The sequence below is a fragment of the Emergencia sp. JLR.KK010 genome, assembly GCF_037018265.1.
In the GTDB taxonomy this organism is placed as follows: domain Bacteria; phylum Bacillota; class Clostridia; order Peptostreptococcales; family Anaerovoracaceae; genus Senimuribacter; species Senimuribacter intestinalis.
Window position 1 is genome coordinate 2,634,331 of record NZ_CP143550.1, and the last position, 17,468, is coordinate 2,651,798.

At 45.5% G+C, this 17,468-nt stretch carries 14 protein-coding genes; all 14 read right to left on the reverse strand.

Features of this window, described 5'->3' with window-relative positions; translation table 11 throughout:
* Positions 1-129: 129 nt before the first annotated feature.
* The 14 genes from pheT to rsmH all read right to left on the reverse strand — a co-directional run bounded on the left by pheT (position 130) and on the right by rsmH (position 17,462).
* Positions 130-2,577, reverse strand: coding sequence for a phenylalanine--tRNA ligase subunit beta (gene pheT / locus V1225_RS12715; RefSeq protein ID WP_338546702.1), 2,448 nt, complete (start codon positions 2,575-2,577; stop codon positions 130-132).
* Positions 2,578-2,590: 13 nt separating this feature from the next.
* Complete coding sequence (gene pheS / locus V1225_RS12720; protein WP_338546704.1) at positions 2,591-3,613, reverse strand: phenylalanine--tRNA ligase subunit alpha; 1,023 nt, start codon at positions 3,611-3,613, stop codon at positions 2,591-2,593.
* Positions 3,614-3,660: 47 nt separating this feature from the next.
* A complete protein-coding gene (locus V1225_RS12725; RefSeq protein WP_160200509.1) occupies positions 3,661-4,437 on the reverse strand; it encodes an RNA methyltransferase in 777 nt (258 codons plus the stop codon).
* 59 nt (positions 4,438-4,496) lie between these two features.
* On the reverse strand, positions 4,497-5,633 hold the full coding sequence (ftsZ, locus tag V1225_RS12730; RefSeq protein WP_160200510.1) for a cell division protein FtsZ: 1,137 nt from the start codon (positions 5,631-5,633) through the stop codon (positions 4,497-4,499).
* A gap of 71 nt (positions 5,634-5,704) precedes the next feature.
* Positions 5,705-6,478 carry an FtsQ-type POTRA domain-containing protein gene (locus tag V1225_RS12735; RefSeq protein WP_338546707.1) on the reverse strand — a complete coding sequence of 258 codons (774 nt, stop codon included), beginning with the start codon at positions 6,476-6,478 and terminating at the stop codon, positions 5,705-5,707.
* Positions 6,465-7,571: an undecaprenyldiphospho-muramoylpentapeptide beta-N-acetylglucosaminyltransferase gene (gene murG, locus V1225_RS12740; RefSeq protein ID WP_161908983.1), complete on the reverse strand. Its 1,107-nt coding sequence runs from the start codon at positions 7,569-7,571 to the stop codon at positions 6,465-6,467. Before murG ends, V1225_RS12735 begins: the two co-directional genes overlap by 14 nt.
* Positions 7,572-7,602: 31 nt before the next feature.
* Entirely contained in the window at positions 7,603-8,760 is a 1,158-nt protein-coding gene (locus V1225_RS12745; protein WP_338546710.1) for an FtsW/RodA/SpoVE family cell cycle protein, read from the reverse strand.
* Complete coding sequence (gene murD / locus V1225_RS12750) at positions 8,760-10,136, reverse strand: UDP-N-acetylmuramoyl-L-alanine--D-glutamate ligase (RefSeq protein WP_338546711.1); 1,377 nt, start codon at positions 10,134-10,136, stop codon at positions 8,760-8,762. Before murD ends, V1225_RS12745 begins: the two co-directional genes overlap by 1 nt.
* A gap of 84 nt (positions 10,137-10,220) precedes the next feature.
* Positions 10,221-11,186 carry a phospho-N-acetylmuramoyl-pentapeptide-transferase gene (gene mraY, locus V1225_RS12755; protein WP_338546713.1) on the reverse strand — a complete coding sequence of 322 codons (966 nt, stop codon included), beginning with the start codon at positions 11,184-11,186 and terminating at the stop codon, positions 10,221-10,223.
* 5 nt (positions 11,187-11,191) lie between these two features.
* Entirely contained in the window at positions 11,192-12,571 is a 1,380-nt protein-coding gene (gene murF, locus V1225_RS12760; protein WP_338546714.1) for a UDP-N-acetylmuramoyl-tripeptide--D-alanyl-D-alanine ligase, read from the reverse strand.
* Positions 12,543-14,030, reverse strand: coding sequence for a UDP-N-acetylmuramoyl-L-alanyl-D-glutamate--2,6-diaminopimelate ligase (locus V1225_RS12765; protein WP_338548187.1), 1,488 nt, complete (start codon positions 14,028-14,030; stop codon positions 12,543-12,545). Before V1225_RS12765 ends, murF begins: the two co-directional genes overlap by 29 nt.
* A 30-nt stretch (positions 14,031-14,060) precedes the next feature.
* Positions 14,061-16,061 carry a penicillin-binding transpeptidase domain-containing protein gene (locus V1225_RS12770; RefSeq protein WP_161908988.1) on the reverse strand — a complete coding sequence of 667 codons (2,001 nt, stop codon included), beginning with the start codon at positions 16,059-16,061 and terminating at the stop codon, positions 14,061-14,063.
* Between the two features lie 126 nt (positions 16,062-16,187).
* Complete coding sequence (locus tag V1225_RS12775) at positions 16,188-16,514, reverse strand: cell division protein FtsL (RefSeq protein WP_160200519.1); 327 nt, start codon at positions 16,512-16,514, stop codon at positions 16,188-16,190.
* A gap of 12 nt (positions 16,515-16,526) precedes the next feature.
* Positions 16,527-17,462 (reverse strand): 16S rRNA (cytosine(1402)-N(4))-methyltransferase RsmH, encoded by a 936-nt coding sequence (rsmH, locus tag V1225_RS12780; RefSeq protein WP_160200520.1) that lies wholly within the window; start codon positions 17,460-17,462, stop codon positions 16,527-16,529.
* Positions 17,463-17,468 lie beyond the last annotated feature (6 nt).

Below are 17,468 nucleotides of genomic sequence, written 5' to 3' on the forward strand. Positions count from 1 at the left end.
CCGGCCCTCCCGCCGGACCTCGGACTCTCGCCGTAGAGTGCCACGCACCATTTCTTGGTGCTGCACTCCTGACGGGGGTCCTACCTACGACTCCTCTTCGCCGTCATTCTTCCGGCTCGACTCGCCGGGTTAGGACTCCCTTATTACAGCCTTGAATGCGTCTTTCAGGGCTTCTAAAACTTTGCTGTGTACGCTGTCGGTTTCTTCGTCGGTCAGGGTCTTTTCGTCGTGTCTGTAGGTCAAGCTGAACGCAACGCTCTTCTTGCCTTCATCCACCTGCTGACCTCTGTAAACATCAAAGAGTTTCACATCTCTGAGAATCTCTGTACCAGACTCCCTGATTACTTTTTCAATGTCACGCACCTGTAAATCCTCGTCAACAATCATTGCGATATCTCTTGAAGTTGACGGATACTTCGGCGGCTGATGGTACAGAATTTCTCTATTTGAAAGTTCTACAATCACGTCAAAGAACAGTTCACTGATATATGCACGTGTTCCAATTCCGTATCTTTCGCTCACGTCTGGATGTACTTCACCCATGATGCCCAGTTCAACCTCCTGACCATTTGCGTCTTTGGTGATAATACGAGCACATCTGCCCGGGTGATATACCTTGTAGTCAGATTCAGCTACAAAATCCAGTTCTTTAATTCCCAGTCTCTCCAGCATGGTACCGATGATTCCTTTCAGTGTAAAGAAATCTTCATCTTTGCCGTAAAGACCGAGAGACAAGTTATAAGATTCAATCGGAAGAGCCTTTGGATCCATCAGATTGTTCATAAAGGTCAAAGCAAGCTCATAGGCTCCTACTCTTTCGATATTTCTTGCATAGTTTCTGCCCAGAACTTCTAACATACCTGGTGTCAGAAGGGTTCTCATGGCAGCAGTTTCTTCTCCCATCGGATTGATGATTTCAACCAGATTTCTTTCCCAGGAATCTTCTTCAATTCCGATGTTATCTAAAATTTTGTTGTTGGAGAAAGAATAGGTCTGAATCTCATTAAGACCCATGCCGCAGAGCAGGTTTCTAGTCATATCACGCAGTCCCCAGCTCTTGGAAACGGTTCCAACGGTATCAGCCTTCGGCAGTGTCAGCGGTAAATTATCAAATCCATACAATCTTGCAATTTCTTCGACACAGTCAATTTCTTCCTTCATATCCTGACGAACAGTCGGCGGAGTTACCAGCATGATATCGCCTTCACCTTCTACCTGCATGTCAAGTCTTCTCAGATATCCTTCCATCTCTTCTCTAGGAATATCAGTGCCAAGCACCTTGTTCACCTTGCTAACTCTACAGCTGATAGTTACAGGCTTTTGCGGATTGTGATACACATCCACGCTGCCGTTTAAGACTTTACCACAGCCCAGCATTTCTACCAGCTTGCAAACTCTGTCAGCTGCTGCTTCAGCAAGGTTCGGATCCAGTCCTCTTTCGTATCTTGCAGAGGCCTCCGTTCTCATTTCCAGCTTCTTCATAGAGCGATGAATGGAATTCTTGTGGAAGCATGCGGACTCTACCAGTACTGTGTTGGTATCATCTACGATTTCAGAGTTGAGACCACCCATGATGCCTGCGATACCGATTGGTTTTTCAGCATCGTTAATCATCAGCGTATCGGAGTAGATATCTCTTTCCTGTCCATCCAGAGTGGTAAACTTGTCGCCGTCTTTTGCCACGTCAACGATGATTTTTCTGCCTGCAACGCTTCTAATATCAAATGCGTGAAGTGGCTGACCGTATTCCATCATGACAAAGTTGGTGATATCTACCATATTATTAATCGGTCTCATGCCGGCTGCCATCAGTCTTTTCTGCAGCCACCACGGAGACTGCTTGATTTTTACGTCTTTAATGACTCTTGCAGTGTAACGCAGACAGTTCTCGTTTCTGACTTCTACGGAAATGTAGTCGGACGCATTCTCATCGGTCTTTTCGCATTCGTTTTCCGGATAAGTCATTCTCTCTTCAAATACTGCAGCCGCTTCCTTTGCCATACCCAGCATGCACAGGCAGTCCGGACGGTTTGGCGTAATGCAGAAGTCGATGGCATAATCGTGAAGTTCCAAAGCTTCCACAAAGTCTTCACCCAGATGTTCGTCCCAGTTGCCTGGCAGCATCCAAATACCATCTTTGGAAATATACGGTGCAATCTTATCTTCGATCCCCAGTTCCTGTGGTCCGCACATCATACCATTGGAAACAATGCCTCTCAGCTTGCCCTTGGTAATCTTTACACCGCCTTCTACCTTTGGCTGACCGTGAAGCGGTCCCGGAATATGGCTGTTATGCTTTGCAATCGGGCAGTAACCACCCTCGTAAATGTTGGTCGCTCCCGTTACAATCTGCAGCGGCTCATCTTCTCCCACGTTAATCTGGCAAACGACCAGTTTATCTGCGTCAGGGTGCTGTTCGATTTTATCGATTCTGCCAACCACAACACCTTCAATACCAGTCCCAAGCTCATCACAAGTTTCCATATCAGAGCCGGACATAATCATGCGGTTGCAAAATTCCTCAATTGGCACATTGACATCTGTATAATCTTTTAACCAATTTAATGATACTAACATTGTATATAACCTCCTATTTGAACTGCTCGATGAATCTCATGTCGTTTTCATAGAGGTAACGAATGTCATCGATTCCGTACTTCAGCATAGCGATTCTCTCTACACCCATACCTACTGCAAAGCCGGTATACTTTTCTGTATCGATGCCGCCTGCCTGGTGTACGTGCGGGTGCGTCATACCGCAGCCCAGAATTTCAATCCAGCCGCTTCCTTTGCAAACAGGGCAGCCCTTGCCGCCGCATTTGAAACAGGAAACGTCCATTTCTGCGCTCGGCTCGGTGAACGGGAAGTGACTCGGACGGAACTTGGTTCTTGTCTCCGGACCAAAGAGCTGTTTCGCCATATGGTCAAGAGATCCCTTTAGGTCGCCCATATTAATACCCTCACCGATAACCATCATTTCAATCTGATGGAACGTTGGAGAATGAGTAGCATCCGGGGTATCTACTCTGTAACATCTGCCCGGAATCAAAACTTTATATGGCAGCGCCAAATCGTGCTCTGCTCTGATTTCTGCCGAAGAGGTATGAGGTCTTAATACCGTATCTTCGCTTACATAGAATGTATCGGTCATATCTCTTGCCGGATGGTTTTCCGGAGAGTTGAGCGCATCAAATGTGTTATACACCGTATCTACATCCGGTCCTTCGTAAACGGAGTAGCCCATGCCCTTAAAGATTTCTACTACTTCGTCGATTACTTGCGTAATCGGATGTTTTACACCGAATACGACTTCTTTGCCCGGCTCGGTTACATCAATTTTTTCTGCCTTGAACCTAGCTTCTCTTGCCTTTTCTTTTACTTCGGCAGCCTTTTGGGAAAGGAGCTGTTCAAACTCCGCCTTTGCTTTGTTGGCAGCCATACCCAGCGCTTTCTTTTCTTCTGGCGGAAGCTTGCCCATGGATTTCAGGATTGCTGTCAGTTCTCCCTTTTTACCGAGAATCTTTACTCTTACGTCTTCCGTATCTGCTAAAGAAGTGGCAGCTTCAAGCTGCGATTTTGCTTCTTCCAGCATTTGCTTCAGTTTCTCTTGCATGTTCTTAAACCTCTTTTCAAATATTTCTTTGCCCTTATATACTAAATTTATTTGTACCTCGCAGCCTCGTACATTAGAATGCCCGCCGCTACAGAAGCATTGAGAGATTCCAATCTGCCCTTCATCGGAATCTTGACTTTGATGTCCGCCATTTCTATCAGTTCCAAAGATACGCCATTGCCTTCGTTTCCGATGACCAGGGCTGTGTCTTTGGAAAGGTCCACATCAAAATAATCATTGTCGGTATCAAAGCAGGTGACCGTAAGGCGTTTGCCCAGACTGTCCACAAGCTTTCTAAGCTCCCTATTATCCTCGACATGAATAATAGGGATCCTAAAGACAGATCCAGCTGCACTGCGAATGGTCTTCGGCGAATAGACATCACCTGTGCCCTTGACAATCACAGCAGCAGCGTACCCTGCACCCTCGGCAGTCCGCAAAATGGTGCCGATATTGCCCGGATCCTGTAATCTATCCAAAACCACCAGATTGGTACCTGCACCGCATAGACTCCCCAGCTCTTCTGCGCTATAGGTCTGCTTTTCTATGACGGCCATAATGCCCTGGCTGGTCTCAGTCTGTGCAATTTTGTCAAAGAGTTTCTCATCCATGACATAAATCTGCTGCGTCTTTAATGCTGGCGGAACCAGTGATTCCTTCCCTTTTTTGCTCACTATGTAATGAATCTGCTCAGAAGGTGTCTCCGCCAAAAGATTTTCTCCCTCGACGAGATAAAGTCCTTCTCTATCCCGATATTTCTTTTGAGATAGTTTCTGGCATTCCTTGAATATTCTGTTTTCCTTAGAACTAATTTCTTTTATCATAGTAATTACACGAAAAAGCCGGTCAAAAAATGCCGGCTTTTAAACATAGCGCTTGTGTCTTATTTCTGCCCACTTAAGAAGTCAGGCAAATCGAATCTGGAATTGCTCTGATCCTCGTCTTTGGTCTCTTCAAAGATTTCACCAAGGGTTACGCTTCTTCCTGTCAATCCATTTTCAGTGGTCACAACCTCCTGCGGTGATTTCTTCTGGAAATTGCTATAGTTTACGGGAGCCTCATCAAGACCCTCTCCAAAGCCTGTTGCAATAACAGTGATTGCAACCTCATCATTCATTTCTTCGCTGACAGCCGCACCAAAGATCAGAATTGCTTCTCTATCTGCCTGCTCTTCTACCAGACTTGCAATTTCGTTGACTTCCAGCATACCCAGGTCATATCCGCCGGATACGTACAGCAGGATAGCTCTTGCACCTGCAATGGTGGTCTCAAGCAACGGACTTTCGATGGCGGATGTAACTGCATCCTTGGCTCTGTTCTCGCCGCTTCCTCTGCCCACACCCATGTGTGCAATACCTCTGTCCGTCATGACGCTCTTGACATCGGCGAAGTCTACGTTGATTAATGCAAAATCCGAAATCAAATCAGAAATACCCTGTACACCCTGTCTCAGGATGTCGTCTGCCATAGTAAATGCCTGCAGCATGGAGGTGTTTCTCTCGCAGTTCTGTAACAATTTATCGTTTGGTACAACAACCAATGAGTCTACATACTTCTTTAAAAAGCCCAGCCCCAGTTCAGCCTGATCCTTTCTCTTCTTTCCTTCAAAGGAGAAAGGCTTGGTTACAACGCCTACAGTAAGGATTCCAAGATCTTTGGAAGCCTTGGCAATAATCGGCGCTGCCCCTGTGCCAGTACCACCGCCCATACCGGCGGTAATAAAGACCATATCGGAACCTTCTAAAAGGCTTGTAATCTCATCTAAAGTCTCTTCTGCAGATCTCTGTCCAACTTCTGGATTTCCTCCTGCTCCAAGACCCCTTGTCAGCTTCTCACCAATCTGAATTTTGGTTTCTGCCTTACATCTATTCAGCGCCTGCCTATCGGTATTGACTGCGATAAACTGCACGCCCTTCAAATCAGCCTCCATCATTCTATTGACTGCGTTACAGCCGCCGCCACCGACCCCGATGACCTTGATGACTGCTGCATTATCCTGACTTGTCTCAAATTGCAACATGCTAAATTGCCTCCTTGCATCCCATAATATATTTTATTTTATCACACAATTTATTTCTTTGCACCATTTTTTTATTCAAATTCTGGTGAAAACGGCATATAATTATGCTCTCCCAGATGAATTGTGCCTCTCGTGGTGTCGCTTTTCAATAAATTGTTAATTACTTTCTGTAAGTCTCCGCTTTCCAGTCCGCTTAAAATTTGCTTTGCAGTGCCCTTTACCACAAGTGTGTCGTATATGTAAGCCCGCAGCACGATACTGGATACATCAATACGTTTAAAATAAACATCTCCATTCTGCATTGCGTGAAGCATAGTCAGCGTGGTTTTCAGCGTCGCTGCCTCCTCTGCCTCCACTTTTTCACCTGCTGACAACTTACTGATAGTAAATCCCGTAAGCAGCGTAATCTTAGGATCGACCTTGCTTTTTCTAAGAACTAGTCCATCTTTATCGATGACCACATACTGCTCGCCATAAACAATAGCCGCAATCTGAGTCCGCTCCTTAACCTCAATAATCAGCGTCGACGGAAGCTTCCGCCTTACACTGACTTCCTCAAAATAAGGATCCTTCAAAAGGTTGTCCTCAATTGTGCTAACATCACCGCCCCAGAAAATATTGTTGCCTGTGGTTGCTACTGCCAGGTTTCTCACTTCCTCTGCATCGTAATATCCGTTTCCGTCTACCTCAATAGTCTTGACGTCGAAAAAACTGGACGAAAGAAATAAAGCTGCCGCTGCAAAAATCCCAATGAACACACAAAACCGCAGCAAATAGTTTTTCTTCTTTCTGACCTTCTTTTTTCGTTCAACCTCTTTAAACTCTATGTCCTTATACTCGCTCATCCTTTTTCATCTCCGCATAAATCAGTTCAGTTGCCTCAAGAGGTGCGCAGGCTTTGCTGGCGTTGCTCATCTCAGTAAGAGTCGTTAGATTATTTCTAAGTCTCATCACTTCAGAAAGAAGCAGCTCCGAAGTCAGATTTTTTTCTTCGATAAGAACTGCGCCGCCCTTGTCCGCTACAGATTTTGCATTAAAGAACTGGTGGTTGCCCGTTACGTTTGGTGACGGAATCAGGATCGAAGCCTTTCCGCAGACCGTGGTTTCAGCTACAGACAAAGCCCCTGCACGGCTTATGATAAGGTCTGACGCACCCAGATAAGTTTCCATGTCATTGATATAGGACTTCACCCGAATGTTGGGCTGTATCTCGATATTCTTTTCTTCAGCTTTTTTCAAAATTTCATCATAGTACTGACTGCCTGTTCCAAAGATAAAGGTCACACCTTTATGACCGTTTACCGCTTCCATCAAATCAAAAGCTACTTCGTTGATTTTTTCAGCGCCTTGGCTTCCGCCAAAGGAAAATATTACAAAATCATTGCTTCCAATATCAAGTTTTTCTCTTGCAGCCCGCTGATCCACATCATAAAACCGCTGGCGTACCGGATTTCCTACATTCACATGTTTTTCCGGTTGATGAAAATAATGACTTGCCTCCGGAAATCCCAGGAAAATTTTATCCGCAAATTTTTCCAGCGTCTTATTTGCTACACCAGGATAAGCATTCTGCTCGTGAAGATAGCACTTTGCACCGTATTTATGCGCTGCATACATGACTGGCACGCAGACAAAGCCGCCGGTTCCTACCACAGCATCAGGCTTAAACTTCTTCATAATCCTAAGCGCCTGACCAATCCCGCGCATCGTAGAAAGTCCAGTGTCGAAAATCTTAAAAATGTTACGCCGATCAAGCCACTTTGCTGATACCAGCTCCATCGGATAGCCCGTACCCGGCACGATGTCCTTTTCAAGTCCGATGTCATTTCCAATATAGAGAATTTCTGAATCCGGTTCTTTTTCTTTTATTTTATCTGCAATGGCAATGGCAGGATAAATATGTCCGCCGGAGCCGCCGCCTGTTACAATCACTCTCATTTTTTCTCTCCTCAATCTGCCTTAACCTGTCTTAATGCATTTTTGTCTTGCCGCTTTCTTCACTGCTGCCGCTCTGTCTGGAAATGTTCAGTATAATCCCCGAGCACCCCATGAAAATCCAGAGGGCATTACCGCCGTAACTGATAAACGGCAGGGCGATACCTGTTGCCGGCATAGATGAAGTCACAACCGCAATATTTAAAACAACCTGCAGACCAATCATGATGGTGATTCCGCCCGCAAGAAGCATACCGAAACGGTCCGGCGCATTGAGGCATACGTGAAAGCATCTCCAAATCAGCACCGCATATACGGCCAGCAGAATCAAAAGCCCCACAAGTCCAAGTTCTTCGCCAATGATGGCGATGATAAAATCGTTTTGTGGTTCCGGCAGGTACAAGTTCTTCTGAATGCTCTTGCCAAGGCCCAAACCAAACAGTCCGCCGGAGCCGAGAGCAAGCAGAGACTGTACTACCTGAAAGCCATCGCCAAGAGCGTCTGCAAAAGGATCTGTAAATGCTACAATTCTCTTCTTCCAATGCCGCATACCGATGTCGTCTCCGATAGCAATCAGTCCGACCACAGCCGCGCTTCCGGCGACTGCTGCACCAATCACGTATCTCCACTGCAGTCCTGCAAGAAACATGATTCCCGCAATAATACCGCACACCGTGATAGCCGTAGAAAGGTTCGGCTGCTTGATAATCAGACCGCCAAAGACCCCCATTAGTATCAGCAGCGGTAAAACACCTTTACTAAAAGACAATATCAGCTTTGTATCGCTTGCCAGAAATGACGCCGTAAAAATAATCACGGCAACCTTTGCAATTTCTCCCGGCATAATGGTGAAGCCGATGTAAAGGGCTCTCGTCGCACCGCCTTCCTCTCTGCCCAGTGGAGTCAATACCAGAAGCAGAAGGATAAAGCTGGCAAGAAGAATCAGGATAGAAAGCCGCCTGAAAAGGTGGTAATCCAAATAGGAGCAGACCGCCATAATCACAAATCCACTGAGGGCAAAGATACCCTGCCTGATCAGGTAATCATAAGGAGAGCCTGACTCGTTGATAGATTTATAATAGCTAGCGCTGAAAACCATAACTACCCCAAAGATGACTAAAATTGTCACCATAGCAATAATTACAAAATCGCTCGCTCTTAAGTTTTTCCTGCTCCATAAGTTTAATTTCATTATCTGTCTAACCCGCTGACACACTGCTTAAAGTGGTCTCCCCTTTGTTCAAAATTATCATACATATCCCAGCTTGCACAAGCAGGGGAAAGCAGCACCGTATCTCCCGGCTCTGCCATCTGCGCCGCCATGCGCACACATTCGTCCATATTCTTGCAGCTTACAAAGTCGGTAAATCCCGCCTTTTCCGCCGCTTCTTTAATCATATGCGCATCTCTACCAAGAAGAATTAACTGTTTTATGCTGCCGTCAAATTCCTTCACCAGTTCTGCGAAATCCTGTCCCTTGGCATCGCCGCCTGCAATGAGCAGGATATCCTTTTTGATAGCCCTGATTGCTGTCACTGCCGCATCCACATTGGTTCCCTTGGAATCGTTATAGTATTTTACGCCGTCTACCTCACCGCAGTATTCCAGTCTGTGGGCAACACCGCCAAAGCTTTTGATAGTATCTGCAATCACCTTAGGTTCAATCCCCGCAAAATAGCAAATCGCTGCTGCCGCTAGCGCATTTTCCAAATTGTGACTGCCGATGATTAAAAGATCATCAACTGCGCATATTTCTATTATATCTCCATTTTTCGTTTTCATGACAATCTGCCCGTCTTTGACAAATGCGCCAAAAGGCAGTTCTTCTTTTCTGCTGAAAGGCACGATATTTGCCTTGCAGTCCTTTGCCAACGCATAACAGGCTTTGTCATCGTAATTGATGACCAGATAACCGTCTTCTCTCTGGTTTTCAAAGATCTTCGCTTTCGCTTTTCCATAAGCTTCCATGGTATGATGACGATTTAAATGATCCGGGGTCAGATTCAAAATTGCCGACACCACTGGCTTAAAGTACCTGGTGGTTTCCAGTTGAAAACTGCTGGTTTCCGTTACCAGCCATGCGTCCTCCTCTGCGTCCATAGAAGCAGAAATCACAGCCACACCGATATTGCCGACCACGTAGGTTTTTCTCTTCGCCGCCTTGAAAATTTCGCCAACTAGCGTGGTTGTGGTAGTCTTCCCATTGGTTCCTGTAATCGCAGCATACCGACCGTGTCCGATTCGATAAGCAATTTCAATTTCTCCTATGATTTCCACACCGGCTTCCTGGGCTTCCTTGATAAAAGCAAGCTCAGGGCTCACACCCGGGCTTAAAATCAGCATATCGAACTGCCCCATATCAGCCGGCACCCTGTCAAAGTAACAGGTTACCCCTCTGCCCCTGAGGAAGGCAAGAAGCTGTCCATCTATCTTTTCTTCCTTTTTTGAATCCTGAATGGAAACTTCTGCGGAAAGGCGAAGCATTGCCTGTGCTGCAGCAATTCCTGATTTTCCCAGACCTACGATTAAAACTTTTTTATTTCGAATGTTGTTTAAATTTCCACTCATAGTCTTACCTCTTACCCTAACATTTTTCTTTCCTGTTTAATCTTTCCATTTTCAAATCATATATACACTGTCAAATACGTGCGATTAGATATTTGCAACAAGATATGCGATGCCGCAACAAACCAGTGCAATAAACCAGAACATAGCAACTACGTATTTTTCTTTCATGCCGCACATTTCAAAGTGGTGGTGCAGCGGGGCCATTTTGAAAAAGCGTTTGCCGCCGGTCATTTTAAAATATCCCACCTGAATGATAACAGACAGTGCTTCCAGTACATAAATCAGTCCTGCAATCGGCAACAGAAATTCCACTTTCATAATAATCGCCGCAGACGCCAGCGCACCGCCAAGAGCCATAGAACCGGTATCTCCCATGAACAGCTTTGCAGGGTATCTGTTGAATACCAGAAAACCTAAACATGCACCGGTCAGCGCTGTACAGAAAATCGCTGCGCTATTATGCCCAAACTCCATGCCGACGATGGCAAAGAAGAATGCTACCAGCGCTGTAACGCCAGAAGATAAGCCGTCCAGTCCATCAGTCAGATTCACCGCATTTGCCATAGCAACAACGACAAAGATGACAAAAGGAATGTATAGCGCGCCAAAATCAATATACTTGTCGATGAACGGAATCCATACCTCAGTTCCGTAACCAGAATAATTTGCCATATATACGGCCAGTGCCCCTGCAAAAAGAATTTGCAGCACCAGCTTCTGCCATGCACGAAGTCCCAGATTATGTTTTTTTGCAACCTTGATGTAATCATCAAAGAAGCCGATTAATCCAAAGAGCAGTGTCACCGCCAACATAACGAAAGTGTCCGTGGACACATACCCACCGATAAAAGTCATTAAAACCAGTGCCGCAAAGATAGCGATGCCGCCCATGGTAGGCGTTCCTTCCTTAGAAAGATGAGACTGCGGGCCCTCTTCCCTGATAAACTGCTGAAACTGTTTATGTTTGAGAATAGGAATTTCCAGTGAGGTCAATATCGTGCCCGCAATCATTCCTAAAGCTGCTAAAAATACGAGTTGAAAAATCTGCATGTGTGTTACTCCTGTTCCTTCAAAATTTTATCCACAATCTCCTCCATGCCCATGGCTCTGGAACCTTTTACCAGAACGGTATCTCCCGGTTTAAAGAGTCCCATAGCTTCCTCATAGAATTGATTCTTTGTATTATAGAAATACACCTTCGTATCCATCCCTGCGTGGTTTGCCCCCAAAGCTATATCTCCTGCTTTCTCTCCTACAGCAATCAAAAGATCGATATTTTTTTCTGCAGCGTAAGCACCGATTTCCTGATGATAAACAGCAGAGTTTTCTCCCAGTTCATTCATGCCGCCTAAAATAGCGATTTTACGGTTTCCCTTAGCGCTGACTAAAGTGTTCAAGGCTGACTTCATGGAGTCAGGCGCCGCATTGTAGGTGTCATCAATCACCTTAATTCCTCCGGCTTCCCTGATGGAAAGCCTCTTTCCAGTCAGTTCCATAGCTACAAGGCCTCTTGCTGCTTCCTCGATAGAAACACCCAGCTTTCTGCATGCCGCAACGGCAAGGCTTGCGTTAAGCGCATTATGCGCGCCTGGAACCTGCAGAGAAATCCTGTACGTCTGTCCTTCCGCCGCCAAAGTAAAAGCAATGCCCTCCGTCCCGAAATCTTCTATATCCTTTACAGTATAGTCTCCCTGATCTTCTTCCAGAGAAACCTTAATCACATCATAGTCACCCCTAAATTCTGCTTTCTGCAGCATATCGCAGGAGCTGTTTACAACCAGAGTATTTTCTTTCCCGAAGTAATCGGTAATCTCCATCTTGGCGGAGAAAATGCCTTCTCTGCTGCCCAAATTCTCGATGTGAGAAATCCCCACATTGGTAATAATGCCGATGTCAGGTCTAATGATGTCTACAAGGCGATGGATTTCACCAAAGTGATCCATTCCTATTTCCAAAACCGCAGCTTCCATTGTATCATCAAAGGAAAAAATCGTCAGTGGAACGCCGATATCATTATTGAAATTTCCTACTGTGGCACCGGTACAATACTTTTGTTTTAAGATAGCATGCACCATATCTCTGGTACTGGTTTTGCCCACACTGCCAGTAACAGCAACCGTTTTCAGCTGCAATCTCTCAAGATACCAGGCAGCTAGCCGCTGCAATGCTTTTGTGGTATCGGAAACCAGAACTGCGCTGATGCCCTCGGGCACTGCATCTTCTCTTGCAGTAAGCACCGCCGTGCAACCCTTTTCTTTTACCTGTGGTATAAATTTATGAGCATCATGTACCTCTCCCACAATGGGGACGAATAAGTCTCCTGCTTTTGCCGTGCGGGAGTCTGTGCAAACTGCAAAAATCTCTTCTTTGCTCTGTCCAGAAATAATCTTTCCGTCCGTCGCCTTTTCAATTTCTCCTAAAGTTATCGTGTTCATGTTTCACCTTTTCTATTGACGCCAGAACTTCCTCACGATCGTCAAAATGTATTTTATCTTCTCCAATAATCTGATAGTTTTCGTGTCCTTTACCTGCAATGATGGCTATTTCACCATCCTGCAAATGCTCCGCCGCATAACGAATCGCCGCTCTTCTGTCTGCAATCACCGTAAAACAGCTTCTCTGTTCTGCAAGAACTCTGGTAATATCGCTGATAATTACCTCCGGCTCTTCTTTTCTCGGGTTGTCGGAAGTGACCACTGAGAAATCTGCAAGGGCAGCTGCCGCTTTCGCCATGTCTGTTCGTCTGTTTTTGTCTCTCTGCCCACCGCAGCCAAAAACCACAGTCAGACGCTTCGGGTGATAATCCCGCAAAGACTTCAGTAAATTTTCAAGGGCTACGCCGTTATGTGCATAGTCCACCATGATGACTTTACCGGGACCTGCCGCAAACATTTCCTGTCTGCCCGGCACCAAGATTTCACGCAGTGCCGTACGAATGCTTTCCTTGCCTATCTTCATCCTGCTGCAAACCGCCGCTGCTGCCATAGCATTGTAACAAGAAAATTTCCCGGGTAATCCCACAACCAAGTCTATATTATAATCGCCTGTAATCTCAAATTCCACTCCTAATTTTCCGGGAATTTTGACATAATCCAAGTTCTTTGCCTTAAAACCGCAGTGCTTCTCCATTCCATAAGTAACAATCTTGCAAGCACTGTCCTCTACCATTCGCTGTGCATATGGGTTATCTGCATTTATCACCGCTTCTTTACAGGTCTGAAACAACTGCGCCTTGCAAGCCGCATATTCAGCAAAATCCCGATGTTCACCGCGCCCGATATGATCTTCTGACAGATTAGTAAACACGGCATAGTCAAAATACAGTCCGTGTACTCTCTTAAGCTTCAGCGCCTGAGACGACACCTCCATCACACAAGCGGTACAGCCACAGTCTGCCATCTTTCTAAGGTACGCCTGCAGCTCCACCGATTCCGGCGTCGTATGGGTGCTTTCAATGATTTCTTCTCCTGTATCCGTATGCACCGTTCCAATTAGCCCGCATTTTTGTCCTGCTCTTTTCAGTATTGCCTGTATCATAAAAGTCGTCGTCGTTTTTCCCTTAGTACCGGTTACCCCGATAAGACAGAGCTTTCGGGCAGGATAGCCATAAAACGCGCCTGCCATTTCCGCCATCAGCTGTCTGCTGTCTGTAGTTCTGACAATCGTAATATCATCTGACAAGCTAAGAGCTTTCTGGCAGACCACTGCCCTCGCCCCTCGCTTAACTGCTTCCTCTGCATAGTCGTGACCATCATCTTCCGCACCTTCAATGCAGACAAAGACGCAGCCCTCTATGACTTTATCACAATGGTAGAAAATTCCTGTAACCGCAAGTTCCAAAGAACCTTGCATACACTCATAATCTGCATTTTGCAGCAGTTCAAAAAGTTTCAGTTCAAATCTCCCCGATTCTTTGCTTTCAGTCTATTCTCTATATAAGTATACCTTTCCGCCTTTCTTTATCTTCTTACCTGCCTTCGGATACTGCTCTACGACTGTAAAGTCTTCGTTCTCAGATTCCTTCGGTATTGCCTGGTATTCCAAATCATATTTTCCTAAAACGCCGATAGCCGCACTGTAGCTCTTGCCTTTTACATTCGGTACATAGACGTATTCGGACTTAAGCGCTTTTTCTTCTTCCTCGGTGTACTTCGGATTGACGCCTAAATAAGGAAGTGCATTTTCCATGAATTCCTTGGCAATCGGTGCTGCTGTGGTACTTCCGAACTGAATGCCTTTCGGGCTGTCTACAACAACCAGAATGACAAACTGAGGGTCATCCATCGGCGCCATACCAATAAAGGAAGAATAAGTATCTTCTGAATAGCCTCCTGTAGCCGATGGCTTATCTGCTGTACCTGTCTTGCCGCCGATACGATAACCTGCAACTTTTGCCTTACCGCCGCCACCCTCGGATACGACATACTCCATAATTTCCTTCATTTCATCTGCTGTTTTGGAGGAAATAACTTTGCGGACCTCTTTCGTTTCGAAGGTCTTCACCGTATCCCCGTTGGAATCGGTCAATTCTTTTACCACTCTGGGCTGCATGAGCACACCATCGTTTCCGATAGCACAGACCGCCGAAACCAGCTGTATCGGTGTTACCGCAACTCCCTGCCCATAGGAGATGGTTGCAAGTTCAACTGGTCCAATCAAATCTTCCGGCTGTACCTGCGCTGTCGCCTCTCCTGGCAAATCAATATGAGTCAAAGAAACGCTGGTAATTCCAAACATTTCCAAATAATCATAGTACTTCTCTTTGCCCAGCTTCATCGCCATCTGGATCTGTACTGGGTTGCAGGAATTTCCTACAGCCTCTTTCAAAGTTTCAGTTCCATGAGGTACACTGCTCCAGCAGTGGAGCGTAACATGCGTGCCGGGCACTTCGTAACCTACGTTACATTGATACTTAGTGGTAAGCGATGTTACACCTTCTTCCAGTGCAGATGATGTGGTAAGCAGTTTAAAGGTTGAACCCGGCTCATAAGTGTCACTGATGATAGGATTTCTCCACATCTGGTTCAGGTAAGTGCCTTGTTCTTCCGTTGTCATCTTGTCAAATTTTTTCTGTTCGCTTTTCTTAACAGGCGTCAAAGGTTCATTAGGATCAAAGCCTGGATTGGTCGCCATGGCGAGAACGTCGCCAGTTGCAGGATCCATGACAAGACACATAATTCTGCTGGCGTTGGTTTCCTTCATACCGTTTGCCACAGCATTTTCTGCATAGTGCTGCAGCACCTCGTCTATGGTAAGAACCACGTTAAGCCCGTCTTCTGCCTGATAGTATTTTTCTTCTCCATAAGCCAGAGAATTTCCGTTAAGATCAGTATTCTTAATCCATCTGCCAGCTACGCCACTGAGATATTCATCATACTGAAATTCTACGCCGCTGCGGCCTTCGTTATCATCGTTGACACTGCCCAGAAGCTGAGAAGCAAAATCCCCCAGAGGGTAATAGCGTTTTGCGTTTTCAGCAAGTTCAATTCCGTAAATTTCCAGTTCTCTGATTTTATCCGCTGTTTCTTTATCCAAATACTTGGCAATTTTAATCAGCGCCTGTTGTTTCGTGATTTTCTCTTCGACTTCAGCAGCTTCCATATCTAAAACCATGGCAAGCTTACCGCTTATCTCTTTGATTTCTTTGTCAGTAGTGTAGGCTTTTTTCACATCGGAAGGTCTTGCCCAGACAGTATAGCATGCAGCGCTGGTAGCCAGCTTTTCTCCGTTGCGGTCAAGAATAGAGCCGCGTTTGGCTTCAATTGGAATATCGCTGGTCTGCTGATCAATTGCCATACCACTGTATTCTTCCGCCTTTACTACCTGAATCCATGCCAGACGAAAAGACAGAAGCAAGATCAATACACTGATGATGCCAAAGGTGATAATCACTCTCTTTTTATTTTTTCCGCTAACTCTCGCCATATTCCTTTATAACTCCTGTCTGATGTTTTCTCCATAGATAGCAAAAAGAGCCAGACGTTCTAGATTATTCAATTGTCCGGCTGCATTCTATGAAATTATTCCCAAAAATAGTATACGGTTTCTCCGTTAGTTGTATGCCTGTTCTTTGATCGCCATAGCAAAATTTTCTGATGGTCTGTCATCCTCCGTCACATAAACACACTCCCCATCTGTCGGATATACCATACCGAGCTTCCCTTTGGCAACTTTTTCTATATGTTCTACATTATTGGCACTTTTTATTTTGATGTTGAGAGTATCAATTTCTCCCTGGATTGCCTCATTGGATGAAACCAGGCTGTTGTTCTCTACCTTCAGTTCAGCAGAGTATGCAGTCACTACGACCATCACAATACAAATCAGTCCAATCATCAACGCCCCTGTTAATATTCTTCTTTTGTCTTGATTTCTCATTAGTATTCCCCATCAAATTTTTTCGCAGACCCTAAGCTTTGCACTTCTGGATCTCGGATTTATCTCTAGTTCTTCCTTGCTGGGAAGAATTGGTTTCTTAGTGATTTTGTCAATATCTGCTTTTTTTCCGCAAACGCATACTGGAAATTCTGCAGGACAAGTGCACGGATTGGCTCTTTGCGCAATAGTTTCTTTGACAATGCGATCCTCCAGCGAATGGAAGGAAATCACACAAAGCCTGCCGCCCGGCGCCAAAACATCACAAAACTCTGAAATTGCGTCCTTTAGCTGTCCCAGTTCATCATTTACCTCAATGCGAATTGCCTGAAAAGTTCTCTTTGCAGGATGAGGACCTTCTCTTCTTGCTTTTGCTGGAATGGCGCTTTTAATCAACTCCACCAACCGACCGGTTGTTTCGATAGGCCCGTCCTTTCTTCCATTTACGATAAAACTCGCAATGCGAGAGGCCCACTTTTCTTCGCCGTATCCGGAAATGATACGTCTCAGTTCTTTCTGATCATAGCTGTTCACTACATCGTAGGCAGTAAAATTATCGTCCTGACTCATCCGCATATCCAGCGGTGCATCATGCATGTAAGAAAAACCTCTTTGGGAATTGTCCAGTTGGAAGGATGATACCCCTAAATCTAACAATGCGCCATCAATGTTAGCAATCCCAAATTCCTGCAATACCTGTCTGATGTCTGAATAGTTGGTTTGCACAAAGAGTTTTTTACACGGATAGCCGGAAAGTCTGAGCTGGGAAGCTGCCAGCGCGTCTCTGTCACGGTCAATCCCGATTAAGAGTCCGTCCTTTGACAGCCTGCGGCAAATTTCGGAGGCATGTCCGCCGCCGCCAAGAGTGCCATCCACGTAAACGCCATCAGGTTTGATATTCAGATTTTCAATACATTCTTCCAACAGAACTGAAGTGTGTTTAAACTCCATCTTATC

Coding starts and splice junctions, on each gene's coding strand:
- mraY (WP_338546713.1), bottom strand. CDS start 11,186: ATGCAGATTTTTCAACTCGTATTTTTAGCAGCTTTAGGAATGATTGCG.
- murD (WP_338546711.1), bottom strand. CDS start 10,136: ATGAGTGGAAATTTAAACAACATTCGAAATAAAAAAGTTTTAATCGTA.
- V1225_RS12735 (WP_338546707.1), bottom strand. CDS start 6,478: ATGAGCGAGTATAAGGACATAGAGTTTAAAGAGGTTGAACGAAAAAAG.
- pheT (WP_338546702.1), bottom strand. CDS start 2,577: ATGTTAGTATCATTAAATTGGTTAAAAGATTATACAGATGTCAATGTG.
- murG (WP_161908983.1), bottom strand. CDS start 7,571: ATGAGAGTGATTGTAACAGGCGGCGGCTCCGGCGGACATATTTATCCT.
- pheS (WP_338546704.1), bottom strand. CDS start 3,613: ATGCAAGAGAAACTGAAGCAAATGCTGGAAGAAGCAAAATCGCAGCTT.
- murF (WP_338546714.1), bottom strand. CDS start 12,571: ATGAACACGATAACTTTAGGAGAAATTGAAAAGGCGACGGACGGAAAG.
- V1225_RS12725 (WP_160200509.1), bottom strand. CDS start 4,437: ATGATAAAAGAAATTAGTTCTAAGGAAAACAGAATATTCAAGGAATGC.
- V1225_RS12745 (WP_338546710.1), bottom strand. CDS start 8,760: ATGAAATTAAACTTATGGAGCAGGAAAAACTTAAGAGCGAGCGATTTT.
- ftsZ (WP_160200510.1), bottom strand. CDS start 5,633: ATGTTGCAATTTGAGACAAGTCAGGATAATGCAGCAGTCATCAAGGTC.
- V1225_RS12770 (WP_161908988.1), bottom strand. CDS start 16,061: ATGGCGAGAGTTAGCGGAAAAAATAAAAAGAGAGTGATTATCACCTTT.
- rsmH (WP_160200520.1), bottom strand. CDS start 17,462: ATGGAGTTTAAACACACTTCAGTTCTGTTGGAAGAATGTATTGAAAAT.
- V1225_RS12775 (WP_160200519.1), bottom strand. CDS start 16,514: ATGAGAAATCAAGACAAAAGAAGAATATTAACAGGGGCGTTGATGATT.